At 60.0% G+C, this 24776-nt stretch carries 19 protein-coding genes; 12 read left to right on the forward strand and 7 right to left on the reverse strand.

The genetic code is table 11. The annotated features are described in order from the left end of the window. Window positions 1-37: 37 nt before the first annotated feature. From infB to dusA, 6 genes are all read left to right on the forward strand, one after another. Entirely contained in the window at window positions 38-2887 is a 2850-nt protein-coding gene (infB, locus tag FG381_RS09985; protein WP_139688655.1) for a translation initiation factor IF-2, read from the forward strand. A 163-nt stretch (window positions 2888-3050) separates the two neighbouring features. Beyond that, a complete protein-coding gene (rbfA, locus tag FG381_RS09990) occupies window positions 3051-3428 on the forward strand; it encodes a 30S ribosome-binding factor RbfA (protein WP_139688656.1) in 378 nt (125 codons plus the stop codon). A 46-nt stretch (window positions 3429-3474) separates the two neighbouring features. Continuing rightward, a complete protein-coding gene (truB, locus tag FG381_RS09995) occupies window positions 3475-4371 on the forward strand; it encodes a tRNA pseudouridine(55) synthase TruB (protein ID WP_139688657.1) in 897 nt (298 codons plus the stop codon). Between the two features lie 31 nt (window positions 4372-4402). Beyond that, a complete protein-coding gene (gene typA, locus FG381_RS10000; protein ID WP_139688658.1) occupies window positions 4403-6250 on the forward strand; it encodes a translational GTPase TypA in 1848 nt (615 codons plus the stop codon). A 67-nt stretch (window positions 6251-6317) separates the two neighbouring features. Continuing rightward, window positions 6318-6701: a YchJ family protein gene (locus tag FG381_RS10005; RefSeq protein ID WP_226960372.1), complete on the forward strand. Its 384-nt coding sequence runs from the start codon at window positions 6318-6320 to the stop codon at window positions 6699-6701. A 101-nt stretch (window positions 6702-6802) separates the two neighbouring features. Next, complete coding sequence (dusA, locus tag FG381_RS10010; protein WP_139688660.1) at window positions 6803-7810, forward strand: tRNA dihydrouridine(20/20a) synthase DusA; 1008 nt, start codon at window positions 6803-6805, stop codon at window positions 7808-7810. A 64-nt stretch (window positions 7811-7874) separates the two neighbouring features. Here dusA and FG381_RS10015 read toward each other — a convergent pair whose 3' ends face one another. Together FG381_RS10015 and FG381_RS10020 are read right to left on the reverse strand one after the other, a co-directional pair. Further along, window positions 7875-9092 (reverse strand): MFS transporter, encoded by a 1218-nt coding sequence (locus FG381_RS10015; RefSeq protein WP_165697864.1) that lies wholly within the window; start codon window positions 9090-9092, stop codon window positions 7875-7877. A gap of 94 nt (window positions 9093-9186) precedes the next feature. Further along, window positions 9187-10239 carry an alpha/beta hydrolase gene (locus FG381_RS10020; protein WP_174857864.1) on the reverse strand — a complete coding sequence of 351 codons (1053 nt, stop codon included), beginning with the start codon at window positions 10237-10239 and terminating at the stop codon, window positions 9187-9189. 162 nt (window positions 10240-10401) lie between these two features. Here FG381_RS10020 and FG381_RS10025 point away from each other — a divergent pair, with 162 nt between their 5' ends. Further along, window positions 10402-11280: a LysR family transcriptional regulator gene (locus FG381_RS10025; RefSeq protein ID WP_139688663.1), complete on the forward strand. Its 879-nt coding sequence runs from the start codon at window positions 10402-10404 to the stop codon at window positions 11278-11280. Between the two features lie 525 nt (window positions 11281-11805). Here FG381_RS10025 and FG381_RS10030 read toward each other — a convergent pair. Beyond that, window positions 11806-12570, reverse strand: coding sequence for a transporter substrate-binding domain-containing protein (locus tag FG381_RS10030; protein WP_139688664.1), 765 nt, complete (start codon window positions 12568-12570; stop codon window positions 11806-11808). Between the two features lie 602 nt (window positions 12571-13172). Here FG381_RS10030 and FG381_RS10035 point away from each other — a divergent pair. The 3 genes from FG381_RS10035 to FG381_RS10045 all read left to right on the forward strand — a co-directional run bounded on the left by FG381_RS10035 (window position 13173) and on the right by FG381_RS10045 (window position 17650). Beyond that, window positions 13173-14045 carry an ATP-binding protein gene (locus tag FG381_RS10035; RefSeq protein ID WP_139688665.1) on the forward strand — a complete coding sequence of 291 codons (873 nt, stop codon included), beginning with the start codon at window positions 13173-13175 and terminating at the stop codon, window positions 14043-14045. 548 nt (window positions 14046-14593) lie between these two features. Further along, the gene (locus FG381_RS10040) at window positions 14594-16249 is read left to right on the forward strand and encodes a transposase (protein WP_165697875.1); all 1656 of its coding nucleotides are present in this window, start codon (window positions 14594-14596) and stop codon (window positions 16247-16249) included. A gap of 195 nt (window positions 16250-16444) precedes the next feature. Then, window positions 16445-17650 carry a M20 metallopeptidase family protein gene (locus FG381_RS10045; protein WP_139688666.1) on the forward strand — a complete coding sequence of 402 codons (1206 nt, stop codon included), beginning with the start codon at window positions 16445-16447 and terminating at the stop codon, window positions 17648-17650. Between the two features lie 93 nt (window positions 17651-17743). Here the strand turns inward: FG381_RS10045 and FG381_RS10050 are convergent, their stop codons facing one another. The 3 genes from FG381_RS10050 to adk all read right to left on the reverse strand — a co-directional run bounded on the left by FG381_RS10050 (window position 17744) and on the right by adk (window position 21482). After that, entirely contained in the window at window positions 17744-18952 is a 1209-nt protein-coding gene (locus FG381_RS10050) for a hypothetical protein (protein WP_139688667.1), read from the reverse strand. Between the two features lie 175 nt (window positions 18953-19127). Continuing rightward, a complete protein-coding gene (locus FG381_RS10055; protein ID WP_139688668.1) occupies window positions 19128-20621 on the reverse strand; it encodes an FAD-binding oxidoreductase in 1494 nt (497 codons plus the stop codon). Between the two features lie 207 nt (window positions 20622-20828). Continuing rightward, window positions 20829-21482, reverse strand: a complete 654-nt coding sequence (adk, locus tag FG381_RS10060) for an adenylate kinase (protein ID WP_139688669.1) — start codon at window positions 21480-21482, stop codon at window positions 20829-20831. A 308-nt stretch (window positions 21483-21790) separates the two neighbouring features. Between adk and FG381_RS10065 the strand changes: the two genes are divergently transcribed. Then, a complete protein-coding gene (locus tag FG381_RS10065; protein ID WP_139688670.1) occupies window positions 21791-22918 on the forward strand; it encodes an MBL fold metallo-hydrolase in 1128 nt (375 codons plus the stop codon). Between the two features lie 88 nt (window positions 22919-23006). Then, window positions 23007-23267 (forward strand): helix-turn-helix domain-containing protein, encoded by a 261-nt coding sequence (locus tag FG381_RS10070; RefSeq protein WP_226960348.1) that lies wholly within the window; start codon window positions 23007-23009, stop codon window positions 23265-23267. Between the two features lie 326 nt (window positions 23268-23593). Here FG381_RS10070 and FG381_RS10075 read toward each other — a convergent pair whose 3' ends face one another. Then, on the reverse strand, window positions 23594-24739 hold the full coding sequence (locus tag FG381_RS10075; RefSeq protein WP_288594772.1) for a Fic family protein: 1146 nt from the start codon (window positions 24737-24739) through the stop codon (window positions 23594-23596). Window positions 24740-24776: the final 37 nt, after the last annotated feature.

Here is a 24776-nt window from a genome sequence, read left to right on the forward strand (position 1 = left end):
GCCCCAAGAAGCGCCGCGTTCGAAGGAGTAGAAAAATATGACCATGACGGTTAAGGAATTTGCGCAGGAACTGAAGGTCCCTGCGAAGACCCTCATTACGCAGCTGCGCGCTGCCGGCGTCGACAAGTCGAATGAAACCGATACCCTCTCTGATGCCGACAAGAGCCGGCTTCTCGACAGCCTGCGCATCGAGCGCACGCAGTCGAGCCAGAGGAAGATCACGCTCACCCGCAAGGAAAAGAGCGTGATCAAGCAGAGCGACGCCTCGGGGCGCGCTCATACGATTCAGGTCGAGGTGAGAAGGAAGCGCGTCTTCGTGAAGAATCCCCAGATGCAGGCCGAGGAAGAGGCGCGCATGGAGGCTGAAGCCCGTGCGATCGCCGAGCGCCGCGCCGCGGAAGAGAAAGCTCGCGAAGAGGCTGAAGCCGCACGCCGCAAGGCCGAGGAAGAACGCCGCGCCGCGGAAGAAAAGGCCCGTCGCGAACGCGAGGAGGCCGAGCGCGCCGCAGCGGCCGCTCGCGCTGCTGAAGCGGCCAAGGCGGCCGAGGAAGCCCGCGCCCGCGAGGAAGCCGCCAAGAAGTCGGCTGATGAGGCCGCGCTCAAGGCTGCCCGCCGCGAAGCCGAAAAGGCGAAGCTCGAGGCCGAGGTTGCTCAGGCTACTTCCGCGCGCATGGAAGCCGAGGCGGCCGCCAACGCCCGCCGTGAAGCCGCAAGGAAGAAGGCTGAGGAAGAAGCCCGCCGCATCCGCGAGATGATGAACCGCAAGGCCGGCGTGCTGACGGCCAAGAAGCCGCCGAAGGAAGAGAAGCCCAAGGCCGAGGAGAAGCCCGCTCAGCCCCAGAAGGCGGCAGGGCGCGACGACAAGAAGCCCGCGCAGCAGACGCGCCGCAACAATGCGACCCGTCCGGCAGCCGCTCCCTCGACTTCGGGCGACAAGCGTCCGCACGGCGAGAAGAAGGGTGCGCGCCGCCAGAGCGACTGGCAGGAAAATGACCGCAAGGGACGCGGCCTCAAGACCCGCGGCGCCGTGGATGATGAAACCTCGTCGAGCGGATGGCGTACGGCCCGCGGCCGCAGAAGCCAGGACCGCCATCGTCAGGACGCTCCCGTTCCGCAGTCCCAGGAACCGGTGGTGCGCGAGGTGACCGTGCCCGAGACGATCTCGGTTGCGGATCTCGCCCACAAGATGGCCGTGAAGGCGACGGAAGTCATCAAGACCCTCATGACGATGGGTCAGATGTGCACGATCAACCAGATGCTCGACCAGGATACGGCGATGCTCGTCGTCGAGGAAATGGGCCACAAGGCGATCGCCGCCAAGGCGGACGATCCGGAAGCCTGGCTCGGCGAAATCGAGGAAAAGGAAGACTATCCCGAAAAGCCCCGTCCTCCGGTCGTCACCATCATGGGTCACGTCGACCACGGCAAGACCTCGCTCCTCGATTACATCCGCCGCGCCAAGGTCGCGGCCGGCGAAGCGGGCGGCATTACGCAGCACATCGGCGCCTATCATGTGAAGACGCCGCGCGGCATCATTACGTTCTTGGATACCCCGGGCCATGAAGCCTTTACGGCCATGCGCGCCCGCGGTGCTCAGGCGACCGACATCGTGATTCTCGTGGTGGCGGCCGACGACGGCGTGATGCCCCAGACGCAGGAAGCAATTTCGCACTCCCGCGCTGCCGGCGTTCCGCTCGTTGTGGCGATCAACAAGATCGACAAGCCTGAAGCCAATCCCGAACGCGTGAAGCAGGAACTCGTCACTGCCGGCGTCATTCCTGAGGAATACGGCGGAGACGTTCCCTTCTGCCCGGTTTCTGCGAAGACCGGTCAGGGCGTCGACGAACTCCTTGAAAACGTGCTTCTGCAGGCTGAAATGCTTGACCTCAAGGCTCCGGACGAAGGTCCCGCCAAGGGTCTCGTCATTGAATCGCGCCTCGACAAGGGCCGCGGTCCGGTGGCTTCGATCCTCGTTCAGTCGGGTACGCTCCACCGCGGCGACGTGGTGCTCGTGGGCGCCGAATTCGGCCGCGTGCGCGCGATGATCAACGAGCTCGGCAAGGCGCAGAACACCGCCGGCCCCTCGATCCCGGTTGAAATTCAGGGTCTCTCGGGCGTCCCGCAGGCGGGCGACGAGGTGATTTCGCTCGCCGACGAAAGAAAGGCCCGCGAAATCGCGCTCTTCCGCCAGGGCAAGTACCGCGACGTGAAGCTCGCCAAGGCGCACGCCACGAACCTCGCCAACCTCTTCGCCGACGTGGGCGAGGGCGAAGTGAAGACGCTTCCCCTCATCATCAAGGCGGACGTTCAGGGCTCGCAGGAAGCGCTCATCCATGCGCTTACCCAGCTCTCGAACAACGAGGTGCGCGTGAGCGTCGTGCATGCTGCCGTGGGCGGCATCTCGGAATCCGACGTGAACCTCGCTGCGGCGTCGAAGGCCGTGATCATCGGCTTCAACGTTCGTGCAGATGCTCAGGCGAGAAAGCTTGCCGAAACCGAAGGCGTCGACATCCGCTACTACAACATCATCTACGACGCCGTGGACGATGTGAAGGCGGCGCTCTCCGGGATGCTCTCGCCCGAACGCCGCGAGACGCCGCTCGGCCTCGTGGAGATCCGCCAGATCATCCGCGTGCCGAAGGTGGGCAACATCGCCGGCTGCCGCGTGCTCGAAGGCCTTGTGCGCCGTACGGCTCAGGTGCGTCTGCTTCGCGACAACGTCGTCGTCTGGACGGGCGAGCTCGCGAGCCTGAAGCACTTCAAGGACGACGTCCGCGAAGTGAAGGCCGGCAACGAATGCGGCCTCTCGCTCAAGGGCTATGAGGACATCAAGACGGGCGACCAGCTTGAAGTCTTCGAGGTGACCGAAGTCGCCCGCTCGCTCTGACGGCGTCTTCCTCCCGGATTCTCTCCGATGGGGCGCCGCCCCGCCGGGGAGTTCCGGTGAAGACCCCTCAAACATTGACGCCCGGAAGCGCTTTCTCCTTCTGAACAAAAAGGGGAAAAGCGGATCCGGGCGCCTCTAATTTTCAGTGCAAGAAAGAATTTTTATGAAGAACGCCAAACCCGGCCGCGCGCAGCGCATCGGCGACCAGATCACTCGTGATCTCGCGCAGCTCATTCCCCAGGAAGTGCGCGATCCGCGCGTGGGCCTTGTTACGCTCACGGGCTGCGAGGTGACGCCTGACTACGCGCATGCGACCGTCTACTTCACCGTGCTCGGCTCCGATCCGGCGGAAACCGCCGAAGGGCTCAACGCCGCCGCCGGGATGCTGCGCACGCACCTCTTTAAGAAGCTCCATATCCATACGGTGCCGACGCTTCACTTTGAGCTCGATACGAGCACCGTCCGGGGCTTCCAGATGGATGCGCTCATCAAGCGCGCCATTGCTCAGACCGAAAAGACCGGTTCGGGCGAAGAGGGCTGATTCCCGGCGCCTCTCATTACCTTTATTGACTGAGTGACTTCACAAAATGGCGAAGAAAGGCGACCCGATAAGCGCAGTGCTCCTTCTCGACAAGGACGGAGGGCTCTCCTCGAACGCGGCCGTGCAGATCGCGAGGCGCCTCGCGAACGCACAGAAGGCGGGCCACACCGGCACGCTTGACCCGATGGCGACGGGGCTCCTTCCCGTCTGCTTCGGCGACGCGACGAAGTTTTCCGCCGACCTTCTCAACGCCGAAAAGGGCTATGAAGCTCGCGTGAGGCTCGGCGTCACGACGAATACCGGGGACGCCGACGGCGAAGTGACGGGTAGAGCCCCGACCGACGGCATCACGCTCGAAATGATCCGCGAGGCTGCCGAGTCGTTCCTGGGCGATATTGATCAGATTCCGCCCATGTATTCGGCCCTGAAGAAGGACGGCGTCTGCCTCTACCACATCGCGCGAAAGGGCGGCACGGTGGAGCGCGAGCCGAGACGCGTGAGGATTCTCGAAATGGAAGTGTCCGATTTCGAGGGTTCCTCCTTCACGATGAAGACCCTCGTTTCGAAAGGCACCTACATCCGGGTTCTCGCTGAGGACATCGGCAGAAAGCTCGGGTGCGGCGCGCATCTCACGGCGCTCCGGCGCACGCGCGTGGGTCATCTCACGCTCGAAGGCGCCCTCACGCTTGAAAATCTGCGGGCGCTCGCGACGCCGGAGGCGGTGCGCGCTAAACTCTCGCCCGCAGACACTTTGATTACCAAGCTTCCCCGGGTCGACCTTTCGGCCGAGGATGAAGCCCGATTCCTGCTTGGCCAGCGCCTTGCGCTCGGCCTCGGGGCCCTTGCGCGTGTACGCGTCTACGGCCCCCGTACGGGACTGCTCGGGACGGCTGCGGTTTCAGACCGCGGCGTGCTCGAACCCGAACGCCTTATTGCACATTGATCCAAATTTTCCTTAAAACACTGAGACTCCCATGACTCGAGCTATTCGCAACATTGCGATCATCGCGCACGTCGACCACGGCAAGACCACGATGGTTGACCGTCTTCTGCAGTGCGCGGGCACCTTCCGTGCCAACCAGCAGGTTGAAGAGCGCGTGATGGACTCCAACGCCATCGAACGCGAACGCGGCATTACGATTCTTGCCAAGAACTGTGCTGTTGAATACGAAGGCGTGCACATCAACATCATCGATACCCCGGGTCACGCCGACTTCGGCGGCGAGGTCGAGCGCGTGCTCTCGATGGTCGACGGCGTGCTCCTTCTCGTCGACGCGGTCGAGGGCCCGATGCCTCAGACGCGCTTCGTGACGAGAAAGGCCCTCGCCCAGGGCCTGAAGCCCATCGTCGTCATCAACAAGATCGACCGTCCGGGCGCTCGTCCGGACTGGGTGCTCAACCAGACCTTCGACCTCTTCGACAAGCTCGGCGCCACCGAGGATCAGCTTGACTTCCCGGTCATCTACGCCTCGGCCCTGAACGGCTTCGCGGGCTATACCGACGACGTTGAGGAACTGAAGAAGATCGGCAACATGCGCGCCGTCTTCGATACCGTCATCAAGTACGTTCCGGTTCGCGACGACAATCCCGACGGTCCCCTCATGCTCCAGATCTGCTCGCTCGACTATTCGAGCTATGTGGGCAAGATCGGCGTGGGTCGCGTCCATCGCGGCCGCATCTACCCGAATTCCGAAGTCGCGATCATGAATGGTCCCGACGACACGCCGCGCCGCGCCAAGATCAATTCGATTCTTGAGTTCGAGGGTCTGCAGCGCAAGGAAGTCGATGAAGCTCAGGCGGGCGACATCATCCTCGTCACCGGCATTGAGGAACTCAACATCGGCACGACCATCACCGACAAGGATCAGCCTGAGGCGCTCCCGATGCTGAAGGTGGACGAACCCACCCTCACGATGAACTTCCAGGTGAATACCTCCCCGCTCGCCGGCCGCGAAGGCAAGTTCGTGACCTCGCGCCAGATCCGCGAGCGTCTTGAGCGTGAATTGAAGTCGAACGTCGCCATGCGCATGCGTCCGACCAAGGACGAAACGGTCTGGGAAATCGCCGGCCGCGGCGAACTTCACCTCACGATTCTGCTTGAGAACATGCGCCGCGAGGGGTATGAGCTCGCCGTGTCGCGTCCGCGCGTCGTCCTGAAGGAAATCGACGGCGTCAAGATGGAACCCTATGAACTCCTCACGGTCGACGTTGAGGAAGAGCACCAGGGCGCCGTCATGGAAGAGCTCGGCCGCCGCCGCGGCGACCTCCAGGACATGGCGCCGGACGGCAAGGGCCGCGTGCGTCTTGAGTACCGCATCCCGGCCCGCGGTCTGATCGGCTTCCAGAGCATGTTCATGACGATGTGCCGCGGCACGGGCATCATGAGCCACGTCTTTGATGACTACGGTCCCATCAAGACGGGCGATGTGGGCGAACGGCGCTCGGGCGTCATCATTTCGCAGGACGACGGCGAAGCCGTGGCCTATGCGCTCTGGAAGATTCAGGAACGCGGCCGCCTCTTCGTTTCGCCCGGCGACAAGCTCTACGAAGGCATGATCATCGGCGAGCACTCGCGCGAAAACGACATCGTCGTGAATCCGATCCGCGGCAAGCAGCTCACCAACATCCGCGCCTCGGGCACCGACGAAGCGATTCGTCTCGTGCCGCCCGTGAAGCTCACGCTTGAATCGGCCGTTGAATTCATCAACGACGACGAACTCGTGGAAATCACGCCGCAGAGCATCCGCCTCAGAAAGCGCTACCTCAAGGACTTCGAGCGCAAGCGTGCTGCCCGCGCCGACTCGAAGGAATTCGGTGAATAACCCCGGGAAAAAGAAGAAGGGTAGGAGGGAAGCAGCTGACGCTCCCCTCTGCCCCTGCGGGAGCGGCGTGGCGCTTTCCGCCTGCTGCGGCAGGTGGCTTTCGGGCGGGGCCTCGCCCCTCCAGGCGCCCGATCCGCTCTCCCTCATGCGAAGCCGCTTTACGGCCTACGCGCTCGGCGACGATGCCTACGTGCTCGCCACCTGGGCGCCGGAAACGCGGCCGACGGAGCTTTTCGGGCCCGGAGAACCGCGGCCGAAATGGGTGTCGCTCAGGATCCTGAGTTCGAGCGTTTCGCCCGACGGCCGGACGGGAGAGGTGGAATTCCTCGCGCTTGCGCGCACCTCCCAGGGCGCCGTCCGCATGCGCGAGCACTCCCGCTTTCGCCGCGAACCCGACGGCCGCTGGGTCTACGTGGAGGGTGACCAGCTCGATCCCGCCGGAGCACGCTGAAGCGCATTGACGCCGACCTTTTCCTTTTTCCGCAGAGAAGCGCCCGAACCGACTCATTCGGCCCGGGCGCTTTCTTTACGTCCTCAATCCAATTTTTCCTGATGACTGCCTCCCAAGAGCCTCAATACTCCCCCTGGCGCTTCACGGTCGCGCCCATGCTCGACTGGACGGACCGCCACTGCCGGTTTTTCGACCGGCTTCTCACCCGCCGAGCGCGGCTTTATACCGAGATGGTGACCACCGGTGCGATTCGCTACGGCAACCGCGAAATGCTCCTGGGCTTCTCGCCCTCGGAACACCCGGTCGCGCTCCAGCTCGGCGGTTCCGACCCGGAGGAGCTTGCATTCGCGATCCGTACGGCCGAAGCCGAGGGTTACGTCTACGACGAATACAACCTCAACTGCGGGTGCCCGTCGCCGCGCGTGCAGAAGGGAAGCTTTGGCGCCTGCCTGATGCTCGACGCAAAGCTCGTTGCCGACTGCGTGCGGGCCATGCAGGAAGCGACGGAAAAGCCCGTGACGGTGAAGCATCGGATCGGCGTCGACGACCGGGACGACTATGGATTCGTGAGGGACTTCGTGGGCGAAGTGCATGACGCCGGGTGCCGCGTCTTCATCGTGCATGCGCGCGCTGCGTGGCTGAAGGGCTTGTCCCCGAAGGAAAACCGCGAGGTGCCGCCTTTGAACCGCGAGGCTGCCTTTGATCTGAAGCGCGAGTTTCCGGATTCCACCTTTGTTCTGAACGGGCAGATTGCGGATCTCTCGATCGCGCGCGAACTTCTTGACCGCGGCATCGACGGCGTGATGATGGGACGCGCCGCGTACCAGAATCCCTGGGTGCTCGCGGGGGTCGACAGCGCGCTTTTCGGGGACGATTTCAAGGTGACGCGGCGAGAGGTTATTGAAGCCGTCACGGAAGAAGTGAAGACCCATTGGAAGGACGACGAACATGCGCTTCGCGCCTTCTCAAGGCACCTGAACGGCCTCTGCCAGGGGCTTCCCGGCGCGCGCGCCTGGCGCCGCACGCTCGCGGACCCCAAGGCAATCCGAGAGCAGGGGCCGGAGCTCTTCCATTACGCCTGGCGGGAAGCCTTCGGCGAAGGCTTTTGAGTCTCTTGAACGAAATGCTTTCCGCCCGATCCTGAGGACCGGGCGGGAAAGCTTCCTTTCCCTCTTATCGGGCACCCTCAACAGAGCGGGAGGCCGCACGGGCAGATGAAAAGCCGGTGATCCTCCCGAAAAGCGCGCCGGGAATCAGAAGAAGTCCGAAAAGCGCAATCGCCGCCGACATGAGAAAGAGCGGCATGACGCCCGAAACGTCGTAGAGCATGCCGCCCATATTGGCGGCAAAGCCCACAGACCCTTGAACAACGGCGACGTAAAGGCCGCCAACGACTTCCGTGTGTCCGGGGACGGTGCGCACCATCCAGACTGACCACCCAACGGGGATGAATCCGAAGACGAGTGCGGAGAGAATGAGGGCGCCGATGACGGCAATGTGGCCCGAGAGCGCCCACATGAGAATGGGCGCCGCAAGCGCAAGCAGGGCGGTCGCCATGAAGGCGGGCGCGAAGTTCTTCTCATAGAGCTTTCCGGCAATGAGGGTCCCCGCAACGTTGACGAGTGCGTAGACGAGAAGCGCGATGGAGACCCCCGAGGGCGAGAGACCGGCGCTTTCTTCGAGCACGGGCCTCACGTATGTGAAGACCGTGTGGTAGCCTGCGTAGGACGCAAAAGTGGCGAAGAGCCCGAACACCACGCGCCGGTCGCGCAAAGGCTCCTTCATTGCGGAGAAGCCTGCCGATTGGTTCGGCTTCACCGCCGGCATCGTGAGGAACTGCCAGACGAAGGTGACCGCGGAAAGGAGCGCCGCGGCCCAGAAGACCGAGCGCCAGCCGAAGGCTTCACTCATGGCTGACGCCCCGGGGAGCGCCACGAGGGTCGCAACGGAAACACCCGAATAGACGATGGAGAACGCCTTGGGAAGCGCCTTCAGGTGAACGAGGCGCTGCACGACCGAGACGGAGAGCGACCAGAAGCCGCCCACGCAGAAGCCTAAGAGCGCACGGGCGAGAAAGTGCACCGCGACCGAGTCCGTCCATGCTATGAGGGCGTTTGAGAGCGCGGTGAGGAAGGTGAAGAGGAGAAGAAGCCGCCCTCTGTCCGTTCCGGGGAGCATCGGCGCGATCAGAAGGCTCGTCAGGAAAGCCGCCGCACCGACAGCGGTAACGGTTTGGCCGGCAGTCCCCGGCGTGATGCCGAGGCCTTCCGATATGGGCGTGAGGAGGCTCACCGGAATGAATTCCGACGCAATGAGTGCGGTGACCCCGGTGAAGAGCCCGAGGATGACGGGCGTGAAGGCTTTGTCCGGCGAACTCTGGATGACTGGCATGATGGAAATGCTCTGCGGGAGTAAAGACGGCCGCCTTTCGGGGAGAGAGCGGCCGCACATCGTGAAGAATGAGGAAATCGATCCTGAGGAACGATTACTTCACCTCAAGGCTCTTCTTAAAGAAGCCCGTGATTTTCTCGAACGGAATGAGATCCGTGCGGTCGTAGAGATCCACGTGGCCGGCGCCCGGAACGATCAGGAGTTCCTTCGGTTCTGCGGCGAGCCGGTAGGCGTCTTCGGAAAATTCGATTGAGTGCGCGTTTTCCCCCGCCACAAAGAGCATCGGACGCGGGGAAATCGTTTCGATGTCGTTGAAGGGATAGAAATTCATGAACTTCACGTTGCTGGTTAAGGTCGAATGCGTCGTGAGCTCTTTGGTTGAAGATGCCGGAGTGAATTCCCCGCGCGGCGTGCGGTAGAAGCCGTAGAACTCGCGGTCAATCGCGGTCGATTGAGGCGTGAGTTCATTGACGGTGCCGCTCGTGTACTGCGTGATTTTTCCTGTCTCGTACTCCTTCCAGCGCTCTTCGGCAGCTTGCTCAATCACAGCTTTTCTTTGTTCCAGAGTCTGACCATGGCGCAGTCCATTGCGGGTGGCAGCCCCCATGTCGTACATGGAAACCGTGGCCACAGCCTTGATGCGCGGGTCAATCTTCGCGGCGCTGATGAGGAAGCTCCCGCTCCCGCAGATGCCGAGGCCGCCGATCTTCGTGCGGTCAATGCCTTGCTTCGTGCCGAGGAAGTCCACGGCTGCGCTGAAGTCGTCCGAATAGACGTCGGGAAGGACCGACTGGCGGGGTTCGCCCGCGCTTTCGCCCCAGAAGGAGAGGTCGATCGCGAGGGCGGCAAAGCCCGCTTCAGCAAGCTTCTGCGCGTAGAGGTTGGAGCTCTGCTCCTTCACGGCGCCCATCGGGTGGCCGACGATCACCGCGGGAAGCGCCTTGGCCTGGTCGGCATTCTTAGGCAGATAGAGGTTCCCGACCACATTCATCCGGTAGAGGTTGTGGAAGGACACCTTTTCCATCGTCACCCGGTCGCTCTTATAGAAGTTGTCCGGGCCGCCCGCAGCATCGGCGGCAAAGGCGCCAGAGGAGGCCGCAGAAGCCATCAGAACGGAAAGCGCCGCAGCGGTGAGTTTCGCTTTCATTGTGAAAGTCTCCATCAATGTTTAGAGCGAATGCTTTTAAGGCATTCATTCGATTAATTTGTTGATGAAAACTATATTTAGCGTAAAATACTATGTCAAATACCTTATTTTTATTCTATTCCATGCTTTTTAAGCATAATTTGAACTGAAAAGGTTGACCTCATGGACATCCGCGTTCTTCGCTACTTCATCGCTGCCGTGGAAGCCGGGAGCATTTCGGGCGCCTGCGCGCGCGTGCACGTCACGCAGCCCACGCTCTCAAGGCAATTTATGGATCTTGAGGAGGAGCTCGGCCACAAGCTCTTTGAAAGAAGCAACCGGCGGCTTCTCCTCACGCCGAAGGGAAAGCTCTTTTATGAGCGCGCGCTCCTCATTACGGCGCTTTTTGACCGCACGAAGGCTGAAATGAAGGCCGAGGAGGAGCTTGCGGGCGAAATCCGGATTGCAGCGGGCGAAACGCCGTGCCTGAGGCCCCTCGCAAGAGCTATCGCCCGGCTTCGCGAGGAGGCGCCCCTCGTAACAGTAGTCATCGTGAGCGGTCACGAAGAGATCGTGCGCTCGGAACTCCATTCGGGCGTGACGGATTTCGGCGTCTTCATCGGCGACGTGGATCTTTTGCAATACGGCCGCATTTCGCTTAAAGCACGAAACCGCTGGGGGCTTCTCACCCGGCGGGACGGCGAACTGGCGGGGAAAACGTCGGTTCACCCTGAGGACCTGCTCCGGGGGCCGCTCCTCGCGTCGCTTCAGGCATCGCAGAATAACGAGCTCCTCTCGTGGCTCGGCAAGCACGCTCAGGAGATCCGCGTCGCCGCGCACTTCAACCTTCTCTACAACGCCTATCTCTTGGCTGAAGCGGGCGTCGGTAGCGTCCTCGCGCTCGAAGGGATCATCAACCCGGAGCCGAAGTCCAATCTCGTGTGGCTGCCGCTTGAGCCGGAACTCACGGCAGGCGTTTCCGTCGCCTGGGTGAAGGATCGGGTCATGACGCCTGCGGCCGAGCGGCTTCTTGCGCTTCTGCGCGAGGAGGATGACGCCTGAATGCGAGAGTGACGAACCGCGCGGGCGATGCCGCTGAAGATGGATGCTCGCGCGGGAACTGTACTGAACTATACTGAACTGTACTGTTTACAGCTTAAGTATACTGAGAAGTATACTTCTCAGTATACTTGGTAAATTTGAAATATCACTTGAATATCATAGATATAACAAATCTGACTATAAGTGAACTATACAAGTGATCGTTACAGGTATACCTCTAACTGTACTTTTGAGGATAGTTCAACTCTGAATCAAGCCGCCGATTCTTCTCTTCTCTTTTGAATCAAGGGCTGCCGGAACTGCACGGCAGGAAGCAGGAGTACATCGGACTCTTCGGGAGGATGGATGCAGCCAAACTCATCACGGCTCCCTACCCGCACAAGATCTCGCGAATGACAGGAGTCCGCGAAATTAAAAAAGAGCAGCAGGCCTCTCTGACCTCCTGCTCTTGAATCTGTTCTCAGGCTCCCGCGGGGTTCGCGATCCCTGGAGCCTGAGCCATCGGCTGCGTGCAGCCGTAAGCAATCACTGCTTCGGACGGCCGAACCACTTCATGTGAAGCTTCTCGTACGTGCCGTCGGCGCGGATTTCAGCGAGCGCCTTATTGACGGCTTTCTGCAGATCCGAGCGGTTTTTCGGGAAGATCATCGCCATCGGAACGGCATCCGCAACGAAGTCGAGGCGCTCGAGCTTGGTCTTAAGCGACGGCCGCGAAACGATCATGTAGTCCGTCGCGGGCTGCGCGTTGATGACGGCATCGGCGTTCCCGGAGATCATGTTGAGCATTGCGTCCGCGCCGCTCTCAAAGGTCGTGATCTTGGCGCCCGGGATCTTCTTTGCGCGGTCGTGGCTGATGGAGCCGAGCTGCACGGAGACGTTGAGGCCCTTCAGGTCGTCAAAATTTTTGATGCCCTTGGGGTTGCCCTTCGGGACGATGATCGTGAGGCCCGACATGTAGAAGGGATCGGAAAAGAGCACGCGCTTCGCGCGTTCGGGCGTTACGGCAAAGCCCGCGGCGGCAAAGTCGAGCGTGTTGCTCACGATCGCCGGGAGAATGGCGTCGAACTTGAATTCCTTGATGTCGAGGGTCGCCCCCATCTTGTCGGCGGCGGCCTTTGCAAGATCGAGCTCAAAGCCGATCAGCTCATTCGTTTTGCTGTCGTGGAATTCAAAGGGCGGGAAAGTGCCTTCCGTTGCCATCGTGAGCGTACCCGCGGCAAAGGACGACCCGGCGGCGAGCATCATTGCGGCCGCGCAGAAAAGGTGCTTCTTGAGAGAGGCGAGAGACATGGTGAAGATCCTCTTTTGGGGGAGCTGTAATGAAAGCGTGATGGTCCGGAATGCACGCAGAACATGAAAGGGTTTGACGGCAGGGACTGCTGCCGGGAGCGCTCCCACGAGCGCTCTGAATGCGAAATGTATCGGCAAAGAGCGCTTGGGCGTCCTCTTATTTCGCGCGTGTTTGCTCCCGATGGCCATGCTCTCGGCGCATCACCCTAAAAATTGATGAAGGGGTCATGAATGAGGCGGAAAGTCGCCGTAAACAATTGATTTGTCGACCAAAAGCGCACCTCGTTTGTGCGGCCGTTGCGCACCATTGCGTCACGACAATCATCGTTTTTATTCACACTTCAAAACTCGTAACGATAATTGTCGTGATGGTTGATTTTTAAAACATCGTGATGAGGCTGGTGATGCGGCAGATGGAAAACCCGTTTAAGTTCGGATCGGTTGTCGACGGCGAATATTTCACAGGTCGGCGCGATGAATTGCCGCATGTCAAGTAGACCCTCTCAAGCCGCAATTACCTGGTTCTCATCAGTCCCCGTCATTACGGCAAAAAGAGTCTCATCCGAAAGGCCGTCAGGGAAACCAGCCGGCCGTTCGTCTTCGTGAACGTTCAGGCGGCGGCCTGCGCCTCGGACCTCGCCCGACTCCTTCTGAATCGATTTTTAGAAGTTCATCCCTGGGAACGGATCAAGGATGGGTTGAAGCGGTTCCGGGCGAGCCCGACCTTCACCTACAATCCGAGCACCGACAAGATGGAGGCGTTGTTCAGGTCTTCTGAAGACGGAAGCCTCCTTCTGGAGGATGTGCTCAACCTGATGAACGAAAAGAGCGACCCCGGGAATCGCCTCATCGTCATCCTGGAGGAATTCCAGGACATTGCCGACTATGCGCCGGGAACCGACAAGCTGCTGCGTGCGGTCATGCAGATGCATGAGAACGTCAACTACGTCTTCCTCGGGAGCGGGGAAAGCAAGATGCGCGCATTGTTCGAGGACATCAGGTCGCCTTTCTTTCGTTTCGGGGCGCTCATGCATCTCGGCCGCATCCCGTACGATGATTTCTGCCGGTTCCTTTCGGAGAGACTGGCGCCGCTTTGCGGAAGCCGGTCTGAGGAATTTGCCCGCCAGATTCTCGATCTTTCCAAGTGCCAGCCTTTTTATACGCAGCAGCTGGCTGCCGGCTTCTGGGATCTCTACGAACGAATCGGCAAAAAGGCCGCCGTGCAATCGGCGGCTGAGGCAATCATTCGCAGCGTTTCGCCAGGGTACGCGTTTCTTTGGACGAAGCTCTCCATGCCGCAGCGCATTGCGCTTCAATACATTGCGCGGGGAGACAAGCTGCAGGATATCGATGCCTTTCCCATGAGTACGGTCTACTCAGCCGTCGGGCGCATGAAGAAGGACGGGCTGATTGTTCGCGAAGAAGATTACGAGTTCGAGGATCCTTTCTTCGGGCTTTGGATCCGTGCGCTTTGACTTCCTATTCGACGAAAATAGCGGTGATTCCCGAGGACCGTGAATTTCCACCAGAATGTTACGTCGCGCCGTTTACGGGCAACTGACGCGGCGTAATTTCCGGCATCGATCTCACTCCAGCTCGTCTTTTCGAGCGGGTTTAGGCTTGTTTTTACTTCCTCTCGGTCGACCTGGTCCGCGCTTGCCCTGAGCTATTCGAGCTTCACGCGCCTCTCGTTCGAGGGTCTTTTTGTTCTTGCTGCCTTTCGGTCTTCCGGGTTTGCGCCTGGGGGCGGCTTTCTGCGGTTTTGCGAATCTCACAGATTTTCTAATAAAAATCGTTATTTTTCTAACTAAAAGAACCTCAGATCTTCACACTATGAAGAATTCTTAAAAATCAACAAATTGAAATTTCGTGCAAGCCTCAGATGAGTTTCCCTCATTTCTGGGGCTTTTTTCATGTCCGAAATCCGGCCTGGGACTGCTTTTTGACCTTGAAAATTAATCCGAGAACATTGATTTCTATAGTGATTAGAACTATAATATATGATATTATCAAGGATATTTTCATGGCCGTTCCAGAGCACATCCGCAAGGTTCCGAGACCGCGCAATACCGTTGTCATCGACAGCGGCAGCAATGGCGCCAAGCGCTATGCGGTTCACAGTCGTCGGGCTTCCATATGCAAGCCCGGCTGCAACCCGCGCCCGGTGAACGGGCCGGTCATTGGGCACATCATTGACGGCAAGTTTGTGCCTCGCCAGTCCGCGGCGAGTCTTGCAGAAGACGGTCCCGACTATCTCTCTTACGGGGCCGCGGCACTGCTTCACGACGAACTTCGAGGGCTCGACGATGAGCTCTTCAAGGTCTACGAAGTCAAGGACGCCTGCATGATTCTTGCGCTCGCCTTGCTCCGCATTGAGCACAAGGGCATCAAGATCTCCCGATGCCGTCAGCATTACGAAAAGTCCTTCATCTCGGTTTTCTACCCCGGACTGCCTCTCTCTGAGAACACCATCAGCAAGTTCCTGAACCTGCTCGGCCAGGACGCCGGCAAGATGAATGCCTTCATCACTGCCCGGCTCGCCGCCGTCTGCAGGGATCACCACATCATCATTGATGGAACGCTCAAGCAGAACACAAGCATCGTCAATGATTTGTCTGCCTTCTCAAGAAAGGCTCGCGTCAAGGGCTGCAAAGAGATTTCCGTCCTCTACGCCTATGACCTTGAAGCACAGGAACCCTTGTGCGCACAGGTCTATCCGGGCAATATGATCGACGCCCGCGCCTACAGCTCATTCGTTTCGGAAAACAAAATCGAACGAGGCGTCCTGATCACGGACAAGGGATTCCCTCCCAAGGCAATTGAAGGCCTGCTCCGAAAGCATGAAGGGCTTCATTTCCTCACGCCGCTGAAGCGCTCGGACAAGAAGATTGCAGAGAACGCCATGCTCGATTTCGAGGATTGTCTGCGCGGCATTGATAAGCGCATCCGCTGCAAAAAGGTAAAGATGGGAAACGGGCGCTTCCTCTACTCCTTCAGGGATTCGTGGAAGGCTCAGGCGGAAGACAACTCCTTCATGGACCGCCAGCGCAGGAGCGATTCATACGACAAGAAGAACTACGATGAGCATTGCGGTTCGTATGGAACAATCGTCTTTGAGTCGGATCTCGACATGACGTGCGCTGAGGTCTACGCATGCTACGAACAGCGCTGGCAGCTTGAGATGTTCTTCGATGTTTACAAGAACAGCCTTGATTTCGGCGTAACCCGGGTCCAGTCCGACTACTCCGTCCGCGGATCCGAATTCGTAGACCTCATTGCCTCCATCCTGACATCCCGCATTGTGAAGCGCATGTCGAAGGCAGGAGTACTCGACAATGCAACATTCGGGGATGTCATGGACTCGCTCAGAACGTGCTGGCGCAATCGCAAGGCGCCGCGGGAGAGCCTGCCGCAGGTTGATGACGAATACTGGAATCGTCTGCTGAAGTGCGATGGAGAGCTGCTGGCGGCTTTGGAGCTCGCCTTGCCCGGCAAAGACAAAGCGCCGGATCCGAAAAAACGCGGCCGGCCGCGCAAAAAACCGGAACAGACGAAGGCACAGGAAGTAAACCCCCAGCCGAAACGCAAGCCGGGGCGCCCCAGAGTTCGGCCGATCATCTATGGGCCTCCTCGCCCAAGAGGTCGCCCTCGAAAGGAACGCTCTTCCGGCTCACTATAGTGGGAAGAATTGAGGTTCTTTTACTAACAATCTACCTGTTAGTAATAAGTAGGAAAGTTCGCTGCCTCTGCTTCAGACTGGCCTGGCGCGACTCGCCTCCGGCCTGACGGAGCATCTGACGGCGCTTTTTGCTCCTCTCCAGGCATCGTCCTTTGCGCTAACCTTTCCCGTCATCGTCTTCTTCTGTTTACGATCATGACTGAAACGCAAATCCAGGATCCGCTCCTTCCGGATCTTGTCCGCTGGCGCCGCCACGTGCACCAGCATCCGGAACTGAGCTACCACGAATCCGGGACAGCAGCCTATGTCGAAGAGGAGCTCCGGAAGCTGGGCGTGACCGATATTTCGGCGCCGACGCCGACGAGCCGCGTGGCGGATATCAGGGGACTCGCTCCTTCTCCGGCAGGCGTCCGTCCGGCCGTTGCGGCCATCCGCGCCGACATGGATGCGCTTCCTGTTCCGGAAGCCGAAGGCCTTGATTTCTGCTCCGTCAATCCGGGCGTGTCGCATGCCTGCGGTCATGATGCGCATGTGGCGATGCTGCTCGGCGCGGCGAAGATTCTGATGAAAGAGCGCCCGAACTTTTCGGGAACTGTCCGCCTGATTTTTCAGCATGCCGAAGAGTCGGCTCCGGGCGGCGCGAAGGAGCTTGTTGCGGCGGGCGTCATGAAGGGCGTCGACGCCGTGATCGGGCTTCATGTCATGAATGATCCGATCGGTCAGATCCGCGTCTGCACGGTCCCGGCTTTTTCAACGGCTTCCGACTGCGTCTGGGCGACGATCACCGGGTGCGGCACGCACGCTTCCATGCCTGAAGGCGGCATTGATCCGGTGATGATCGGTTCCGAAGTCGTCATGGCGCTCCATACGATCGTGTCGAGAAACATTTCGCCCGATCATTTCGCCGTGGTTTCGCCCACCGTTTTTCAGGCGGGCGAGGTGATCAATGCGATTCCGCAGAAAGCCCGCATCGGCATCAACATCCGCACAAAGGACCCGGACGACCGCGTTCGGATTCACGACTGCGTGGAGGCGCTGATCCGCGGCATCGCCGAAGCTAATGGCGGAACCGCTGCGTTTGAGTGGCTGGCCGGCTGCCCCGCCGTCATTCAGGATCCGGAGATGATCGAGCGCGCGCTTCGCGTGGCGCGGGAAACTCTGCCTCCCGGGAAGGCCGCCGTCGGAACCGGCATGAGCGCCTCGGAGGATTTTTCCTACTTTGCCGAGTGCGCGCCCGCCTCCTACGTCATTCTAGGAGGCGGAAACTCAGAGGAAGGCTACCCGCATCGGAATCACCATCCGGCATACCGCTTCAGCGAAGCCGCGCTTCCTGTCGGCGCCCGCTATGAGGCGGCGCTGGCCCTGGATATTCTCAGAAACCCGCTCACGTCCGGGCGCTGAAAAGAAGCTCTGCGGTTCCTTTCCGGCCAAGAAGAAAGCCCGTTCTTCCTCACGAAAGAGCGGGCTGTAGGAATTTTTAGGGAAACGAAAGTGCTACTTCTTCTTCCCGTTCCGGGCTTCCCAGTCCTTTCTCAGATCCTTCGTGCGCGCAATGGCGTCAGAGATCGCGTCCGCAGCGACTTCGTTGAAGCGCCACTGGGCGTCAAGGATTTCCTTCCCGCCCAGCCAGACGACGCCGGGGCGAACCTTCTTCACGGTCTTCCTGCGTTCGGTTGAAATTTCTTCGGCAAATGCGAGGCGGAGCGCATCGCGGTGCTGATTCAGAATGCCGAAGTCCGCGGAGCGCACTTCTTCGGGGAAGGTGAAGGAAAGGACGCGCGTGCCGTTGATGTAGCGCAGATCCCAGCGGGCGTTGGAGAGCTGCGACTTTCCTTCCTGCTGACAGAAAAGCGTGCCCTTCTTCACGCTCATGAGCTGGGCTTCGCCCGACTGGGCAACTTCCTGGAGCTTCCCCTTCACGCGCTTCGTCTGCTTGGTGATGGGTTTGGCAAAACGCATGCCGACGGGTTCAGAGCGGCGGGTCGGGATGTAGCGCAGGCAGTAGGGGATGTCGCGCGTAAAGCGCTTTGAGAAGTTTTCGATCGAGTCGGACCCCGTGAAGGCGGTCTTCGTGGGAACGAGCACTTCGTCGTTGTCAATCATCAGCATGGCGCGATAGCCGACCGCACCCTTGGGGAAGACGTAGCGGTTCGCGATGACGTAGCCCGACGGGGTTGCCGTATTCTGGCGCGTGACGAGGTAGGGGCCGATGGGAAGTCCCTCAAGGCTGTAGGCAACGAGCTTCACCTGGAGCGCGAGGGGTTTTCTGCCGCCCCCCTCAAACTGAATGACGACGCGGCCCTTGTTGCCCTGCGTCAGAAAGAGCGGACGCTGGGCGTCAAGGGGCGAACCGTTGCGCAGAATGGCTGCCGCGCCGCCGCCCCACGTAAAGCCGTGGCGGCTTCCGAGCGGGAAGTTTTCCTGCACGGCATAGCGGCCGTTGACGGCAATGTTGTCCTTGATGAAGAGCTGCGTGCGGATGTTGTCGTCGAAGTAGAAGAGGCCGGCGCCCTTGAAGGCGTCGATCGTCGGCATCGGCATCAGCACGGGTTCGGGCTTCTTCTTTTTCTGCGGCGCTTCGGAGGCGGGCACTGCGGAAGCTACCGGCGTGGAGGCGCACCCTGAGAGCAGAATCGAGGCTCCGGGAAGTGCAGCGCAAAGAGCCGCCGCGATGAGCGGGCGGCGGGAGAGCTTAAGAGACATCAATGAGGCTCCGGGGAGAAGTGCAGGCTTAAAGCGCTTCTCCCTCAAGAAATGGAAGTGACAGTTTCCGTAATTATGGCGGGCGGACGGGCGATTGCAAGCGCTCTCGCAGCTGAAATATCAGGGATAACACCACCCCTGAAACCTGTTACGCCGCCATGCAGTTTCTGGTCCTTTAATCCCAGGCTTCCTTCGGGTTCTGCCAGACGTCCTCGGGGTAGCGCACAACGCGTCCGGGGTTGAGGATTCCCTCGGGGTCGAAGACGCCCCTCAGTTTCTTCATGAGCTCAAGTTCAAGCGGATCCTTCGTGCGCTCGAGCACCTGGATCTTGGCGCCGACACCGTGCTCAGCGGCGACCGATCCTCCGAACTTCACGACCTCATCGTTGACGAGCCGATGGATTTCGCGCTCGTGCGCCTTCCAGTAGCCGGGCCCGAAGTCCGGCTTGCTGCCGAGGTTGAAGTGAAGGTTCCCGTCGCCGTAGTGCCCGAAGATCATGGGAAGGAGCCAGGGGGCTTCAGTTTCAAAACGCACGTAGGTTTCTTCGATGAAGGCGCAGAGACTCCCTCTCGGCACGCTGATGTCGTTCTTGATGTTGCCGCCCGATGCACGGACTGCAGTCGGGATCTCCTCGCGGAGGGTCCAGAGGGCTTCGGCCTGCGTTTCCGTCTGGGCAATGGCGGCGTCGGCGAGTGTTCCGTCCTCAAAGAGGGGCGAAAGGGCATCCGTGAGGCTCTCGGCAAACGCTTCCGGATCCTCGCGCTTCGTGTAGGAGAGGTCGAAGAGCACCATCCAGTCGGAAGGCTCTATGGGCGCCTTTCTCCCCGCGGCAATGACGGGCTCAAGCGCGGGCTTTGAAATGAGTTCGAAGGCCGTGAGCGAGGGGCCGGCAAAATCTTCGAGCGTCGTGAAGAGCTTTTCGACGGCGCGGAGTTCCCCCAGAGAGGCAAAGACTGTAATGCGCCCGGCAGGGAGCGCCGAAAGATCGAGCACTGCCTTCGTGATGACGCCGAGCGTTCCTTCGGACCCGATGAAGAGGTCCTTGAGATCGTAGCCTGCATTGTCTTTCCGTACGCTTCTCATGAGGTTGAGGATCCGGCCGTCCGCGAGCACAACCTCAATTCCGAGGCAGTTGCGTCTGGCCATCCCGTAGCGGACGACATGGACGCCCCCGGCATTGGCGGCGAGCATGCCGCCGATCTGGGCCGTGCCCTGGGCGGCGAACGAGACAGGGAAGAGCTTCCCGGCTTCCCTGGCCGCCGCCTGGACGCGCTCAAGCACGGCGCCCGCCTCGACCGTCATCGTGCCGTTGACGGCGTCGATCCCGAGGATGCGGTTCATGCGGGAGAGCTGCAGGATCAGGGTTCGCGCATTCAGAGGGCTCTCCGGATTGGGAGTCGCGCCGCCCACCGTCGACGTGTTTCCGCCCTGGGGAATGACGACGAGATGGCTTCTGGAGGCGAAGCGAAGGATTTCAGCAACCTCTTCGGGCGTCCCCGGACGAAGGAGCGCAAGCGCTTCGCCCTGGCGGCGCCGGCGGGAATCGAGCGACGCGGCTTTGATTTCTCCCGCATCCGTGATGACGTGGTCGGCGCCGAGGCGGTCGGAAAGCTCGCGAAGCAGGCGCAGGCGATCCTCTTCAGAAAGGGTGGAAATGGTGGAACTCATGAGTCAGGAGCCTGAAGGAAAGGAGGGAAGGAGAGCGGTTGTCGGGAAAGCCGCCTCGGGGGAAAGCTTTCAAATTAGAGCGCATCCGAAGCCCAAAATGCAAAAAGGCCGCGGGAAAAATTCCAGCGGCCTTTCTTGGAGCGGGGCTTGGGGAAGCTTCCGAAATCCTAAGTAAACAAGAGGGTTTCAGAAGTTCCCGGCTGCCAGTTAGGCAAGCGCCTTGAAGACGCGTTCCGTGATCGCATCGATGGAGCCCAGGCCCGAGATCGAACGATACTTCGGCGCATCAGCGGCACCCGACTTGGCGAGCTCTTCATAGAAGCCCACGAGCGCTTCGGTCTGGTCGTGATAGACCTTGAGGCGCTTCAAAACGACTTCCTCGCGATCGTCGTCGCGCTGCACGAGGGGTTCGCCCGTTTCGTCGTCCTTGCCTTCAACCTTCGGCGGGTTGTACTTGACGTGGTACGTGCGGCCGGAAGCCGGATGCACGCGGCGGCCGGACATGCGCTCGACGATTTCGGCGTCAGGAACGCTGATTTCGAGAACGTAGTCGATCGGCACGCCCGCGTCGCGCAGAGCCTGAGCCTGCGGGATCGTGCGGGGGAAGCCGTCAAAGAGGGCGCCGTTCGCGCAGTCGGGCTGCGAGAGGCGTTCCTTGACGAGGCCGATGATGATGTCGTCGGAGACGAGCTGGCCCTTGTCCATCACTTCCTTGGCGGCAAGACCGAGGGGCGTGCCCGCCTTCACGGCGGCGCGAAGCATGTCGCCCGTCGAGATCTGCGGAATGCCGAACTTCTGGCAGATGAACTTGGCCTGCGTGCCCTTGCCCGCACCCGGCGGTCCGATAAGAATAAGGCGCATTCTGATGAACTCCTGAAAATGAAACGTTGAGGGCGCGCATGCGGGCATGCGCATGATCGTCCGAAGAGAATCCTAGAATTCTACCCCTCACGGGAGATGCCGGAAAATTTCTGCAGACTCCGGAGCCCTGTCTTTAGACGCCAGGCGGAGAGAATCAGACCGTTTTTCTTCAATCGCTCTACGGAAAAATGATTGTTTTGGAGAAAGAAATAACGAAATCAGGCAATTTCGCAGGAACGATCAAAGCGAAAATAGCACTGCATCCCGATCCCATTTTGTCTTTTTCCTGAAGAGGAGCGCTTCAACCCATGGCTCAGATCAGTTCCGGCCGCCGCAGACTGATTCGAGGCGGAATAGCCTTTCTTGGACTCGCAGCGGTTTCCGCCGCTGCGGGCGGAACCGTCATGACGAGACCTGACTTTGGCGGAAAGCCCGAGGGCGAGCGCTTGAGACGCATGATGGCGTCTCCCCACTGGGCGGAGGGGCAGTTCCAGAATCTCGACCCGATGGCGGCGCCCCCTGCGGACCGCTCGCAGTTCGAGATCATGAGCGAGTTTCTTTTCGACCGGAATCCGGCGCGGTTCCCCGTCGGAATCCTGCCGCACATGAAGACGAACCTCGCTCAACTCCCTCAGAACCAGTTCGTCTGGCTCGGGCACTCGGGGTTCTTCCTCCGGATGGAAGGGGTTTCGGTCATCATTGATCCGGCGCTTCATCAGGCATTTCCGCTCCCCGGCTTCTATAAGCCTTTTCCCGGGGCGGATGCGTATCAGCCTCAGGATCTTCCGGCTGCAGACCTCTTAGTCATCACGCACGATCACTACGACCATCTCGACTACGAGACCGTGCGGGAGCTCAAGTCCCGCGTCAAAAGAGCCGTCTGCCCCCTGGGCGTCGGCGCGCACCTCGAGGCCTGGGGATGGGAGCCCGAGTGCATCACGGAGCTCGACTGGTTCGAGGCGACGAAGGCGGGTCCCCTCACGATTACGGCGCTCCCCTCGCAGCATTTTTCCGGCCGGACCTTCAGACGCAACGAAACGCTTTGGGCGGGCTACATGTTTTCTGCGAACGGCGTGAACGTCTATCACTCGGGCGACACGAGCTGGGGTAGACACTTTGCGCAGATCCGGGAAATGTTCCCGCAAATCGACATTGCGCTCCTTGAAGACGGGCAGTACAACGAGGACTGGCCGGGCGTTCATCTGCTTCCCAAAGCCTGGGGAGAGGCGCTTGAAGTCATTCGCCCGGAAGCGGTGCTCGCCATGCACAATTCCAAGTTCTGCTTAAGCCGTCACTCGTGGCAGGAACCGCTCGAACGGGCGCTTGCAACCACAAGGGAGGAAGGCTTTTCGCTCCTCACGCCTGAGATCGGCGAGGCGGTGGCGCTCGATCCTGCGCTGAGAAAGAGCACCCGGGAGTGGTGGAAGACGGCGTGAGCGGCGTTCGAGGATTCAGGGAGCCATCGGGCGAAGATGGATCCGGAGGTTCTTTAAGGCTATAGAGAGACGGAGGCCCGGCGGCAAGCTGAAGCCTCCGTTCCTTTTATTCCCAGATGGGGCGTTACGGCACTCTCCGACAAAGACGCATTCGAAGGATGTCCGCGAGAACGTGATCCGCATGCGGCTTTCCGGCATCTCCTGGGCGGAGCTCACCAAACGCACCGGCATTTCCGCGAGCACAGCGAGAAAGTGGGTGAACGACTACTGCACCCGCAGAGGCGTGCGTCCGCAGCTTCTCGTGCCCGGGATCCGATCTGACGGGGGAACCTTGTCTTCGAAAGAATGACGGCAGGATCCCGCGCTGCAGCAGGCTTCGTACGCCCGGGTGAGAGCAGCTGAGTGAGGGAATCATGGTGAGTTGAAAGCGAACTTTGTACCGTTCTTACAGTTTTTCCGTGGCTCAATCTGGATCAAATATTTAATCTAACATCGAAAATTTCACTGCAGTACAGTGAATCTAAGATGTACGTTAAAAATCTTACAATCTAACGGTTAGATCCGTTAGATTCCGCATGAGATGACAGCCATGCCGGAAATTCCCTCGTGCGAAAGCCCGGTACTCGAATGCAAGTCCCGCCATGAGGTCCGGGCGGTTTTCTCTGAAGGCGCGGGCTACTTCAGAAGCTCCAAGAGCTTCGTGAAGCTGTAGAGAGCCGGCCGGCGTCCCCTGCCGGGTTCGATTTTGCGGATGGCTCCCGATTCCTCAAGCCTCCTGATCAGAAGCACCATGCCTTGCTTCGAGATGTGCTCGCGGCATTCTTCATGCAGTTTGGGGAGCGTAAAGACGGGGTTCGCGAAAACATAGTCGAGGATGGCGATCGCGAGCGGCTCCTTTGTTTCACTGGCGAAAATCGCTTTGGATTCCTCATAGAGCCCGACCATGGTTGCGAGGAGCTTCGCGTTCGAACGGCTCTCTTCCTCAACGGCTGTCAAAAAGAATGAGATCCAGGGATCCCAGCGCTTTTCCCGGGAGATGAGGCCGAGCGCGGCGTAATAGTCCGCTCTGTGCGACAGCAGATACGGACTGATGAAGAAGCAGTCGGTGTGGAGAACTCCCTTCATCGCGAGGAACAATGAAATGAGCAGCCGCCCCATGCGGCCGTTGCCGTCGGTGAACGGGTGGATCAGCTCAAACTGAGCATGCATGATCGCCGCCTGAACGAGGGGATTCATGTCAGTGCGTGCAAGGAACTGCAGCCAGTTCTCAAGAAGCTCCTGAAGATGCAGAGGAGCCGGCGGAATGTAGACGGCATGTTTGATGCCGGCCCCAGGCCTCCCGATATGAACCTGAACATTTCGGAACGCTCCCGGCTTTTTCTCTCTGCTTCCGGCGCCGTCGAGCAGCATGGCGTGAAGATCCTTAATCAGAGACAAGGTGATGGGCGTGCCTCCTCGTACGGCACAGATGCCTTCAGCCATCGCTTTCCGGCAATTGAGGACTTCCATCACGTCGTCCCGTCTCGAGAGTGGAGGAACGACGCCGGCCTGGGCGCCCGCGACTTCATCGAACGTTGTCGCCGTGCCTTCAATGAGGTTCGAGGCTTGAGCTTCCTTCAGCAACCAGGTAGAACAGAGGTGATCCCTCCTCGCGAAAGCCTCCGTCATCCCGTCAAGACGACACAAGGCCGCAGCGGCCGCAAATTCGCGAAAACTGTCGGATGACCAGGGCAGTGGCTCGCCCGCAAGGGGAAGCCGGGGAAGATTGAAGGGGGGCGGCATATGACGGGAGAGGCAGAGATCGCTTGGGGCCTGAGGCATCCTCAGAAGACGCATCTTGTCTTAACAGAAAGGCATC

Source organism: Sutterella faecalis (assembly GCF_006337085.1).
GTDB lineage: Bacteria > Pseudomonadota > Gammaproteobacteria > Burkholderiales > Burkholderiaceae_F > Sutterella > Sutterella faecalis.

Bases quoted from the DNA above. Each gene is read 5' to 3' on its own strand.
- infB (WP_139688655.1), top strand. From the start codon at position 38: ATGACCATGACGGTTAAGGAATTTGCGCAGGAACTGAAGGTCCCTGCG.
- rbfA (WP_139688656.1), top strand. From the start codon at position 3,051: ATGAAGAACGCCAAACCCGGCCGCGCGCAGCGCATCGGCGACCAGATC.
- truB (WP_139688657.1), top strand. From the start codon at position 3,475: ATGGCGAAGAAAGGCGACCCGATAAGCGCAGTGCTCCTTCTCGACAAG.
- typA (WP_139688658.1), top strand. From the start codon at position 4,403: ATGACTCGAGCTATTCGCAACATTGCGATCATCGCGCACGTCGACCAC.
- dusA (WP_139688660.1), top strand. From the start codon at position 6,803: ATGACTGCCTCCCAAGAGCCTCAATACTCCCCCTGGCGCTTCACGGTC.
- FG381_RS10015 (WP_165697864.1), bottom strand. From the start codon at position 9,092: ATGCCAGTCATCCAGAGTTCGCCGGACAAAGCCTTCACGCCCGTCATC.
- FG381_RS10020 (WP_174857864.1), bottom strand. From the start codon at position 10,239: ATGAAAGCGAAACTCACCGCTGCGGCGCTTTCCGTTCTGATGGCTTCT.
- FG381_RS10025 (WP_139688663.1), top strand. From the start codon at position 10,402: ATGGACATCCGCGTTCTTCGCTACTTCATCGCTGCCGTGGAAGCCGGG.
- FG381_RS10030 (WP_139688664.1), bottom strand. From the start codon at position 12,570: ATGTCTCTCGCCTCTCTCAAGAAGCACCTTTTCTGCGCGGCCGCAATG.
- FG381_RS10040 (WP_165697875.1), top strand. From the start codon at position 14,594: ATGGCCGTTCCAGAGCACATCCGCAAGGTTCCGAGACCGCGCAATACC.
- FG381_RS10045 (WP_139688666.1), top strand. From the start codon at position 16,445: ATGACTGAAACGCAAATCCAGGATCCGCTCCTTCCGGATCTTGTCCGC.
- FG381_RS10050 (WP_139688667.1), bottom strand. From the start codon at position 18,952: ATGTCTCTTAAGCTCTCCCGCCGCCCGCTCATCGCGGCGGCTCTTTGC.
- FG381_RS10055 (WP_139688668.1), bottom strand. From the start codon at position 20,621: ATGAGTTCCACCATTTCCACCCTTTCTGAAGAGGATCGCCTGCGCCTG.
- adk (WP_139688669.1), bottom strand. From the start codon at position 21,482: ATGCGCCTTATTCTTATCGGACCGCCGGGTGCGGGCAAGGGCACGCAG.
- FG381_RS10065 (WP_139688670.1), top strand. From the start codon at position 21,791: ATGGCTCAGATCAGTTCCGGCCGCCGCAGACTGATTCGAGGCGGAATA.
- FG381_RS10075 (WP_288594772.1), bottom strand. From the start codon at position 24,739: ATGCCTCAGGCCCCAAGCGATCTCTGCCTCTCCCGTCATATGCCGCCC.